General features: G+C 30.5%; 1 protein-coding gene. It reads right to left on the bottom strand.

From position 1 onward, the window contains the following. Nucleotides 1–214 precede the first annotated feature (214 nt). Nucleotides 215–1204 carry a transposase gene (locus ACAX61_RS19490; protein WP_370716198.1) on the bottom strand — a complete coding sequence of 330 codons (990 nt, stop codon included), beginning with the start codon at nt 1202–1204 and terminating at the stop codon, nt 215–217. Nucleotides 1205–1374 lie beyond the last annotated feature (170 nt).

Here is a 1374-nt window from a genome sequence, read left to right as displayed (position 1 = left end):
ATATACTGATGAGCAAATTTTTTGTCAACAGTAAAAATGTCAATTTTTATCAATGTAACAATTTTTTTTTAAAAAATTTTTTCGCAAAATATGTTAAATAATGATTTTCAACATATGTTAATTAAAATATTTATTATTAGAATTTTATTTCAAAAATTTTATTTTTCAGATGTGCATAATTATTGTCAATAGGTAAAAAAAGAACGACACAAAACTATTTATTTATTTCATTACCATTATTTACAAGCACCTTGACTAGGCGGCCTCTAAAAGTCTTATAAAGATTTATAATAACATCTCGTTTGTTGGTATTTATTAACAGGAACGCTTTCCTTATTTCTTCGGTTAAATCATCTCGAGACGTGAGTGGCGACCTGTCATAGATGACGTCTTCCAACATTTTCCAGACATTCTCCATTATGTTCAAGTCTGGAGATCGAGCAGGCCATGATATCACATGAAATTGCGAAACAGTCATCCATTCTTTTACTATCTTCGCCGTATGAATTCTCGAATTATCTTGTTGGAACCAGAAATTATTGACATAATTCAAGTTACATATTGGCACAACAGTTCGCTGAAGTAGGTAAAGGTATGCAGCACTGTTGAAGTCTCTATTTAATATTTTGTAGGATAAGAGACCATTTGGGAGAACCATGGCCCATACCATAATTCCACCACCTTTTTTCTGGTGCCTGGGACGATAAATGAAATCAGTTTTTTTGGTATATGTCCTCCAGTCATCTGGTCCATCAATGGAGAACCACTTTTCATCTGAGAACATTGTTCGTTCCCATACATGATTTTCTGCCAACCACTTCTTCGCCAAATCACATCGCTTAGCCTTGTCCAATGGATTTAATGGTAGGGTTTTCCTTATTTTTTTGTATTTCAAACCTTCTTCTTTAAGGTAACGTGAAATAGTGAATCGGGAAACTGGAATGTTGCATGATTTTATTAATTTGTTACAATTAACCTTTGCACCATTATCCCTCAGGTTGCATATCTGCCTCTTCAACCTTAACTTATAAGCCGCATTTAATTTACATTTCGGTCCTCTCTTTAATGACTTCGTTACCATTCGTCTTCGACATATACCAATGACGCAATTCCTAGATATCTTTACTTTTTCTGATATTCTTGTATAGCTCCATCCTTCTTTTCGTAAGAAATAAATATAATTTTTTTGTTCATCAGTTTTCATAACTACCTATTTACATTATAAATAACATTATAAAATATTATAAAAAGTTACTTTTATTTAAAATAAAATGCTGTTGACAATAAATTTGAACTTATTAAAAAATGAAAATTGAATATTTAAACAATAAGTAAATTGATAAAGTACAAAATTATTTAATTAATTATAACTTT

The sequence above is a fragment of the Sphingomonas sp. IW22 genome, from assembly GCF_041321155.1.
Lineage (GTDB): Bacteria > Pseudomonadota > Alphaproteobacteria > Sphingomonadales > Sphingomonadaceae > Sphingomonas.
The sequence above is the reverse complement of the archived record's forward strand: the minus strand, read 5'-3'. Positions and strand labels throughout refer to the sequence as shown.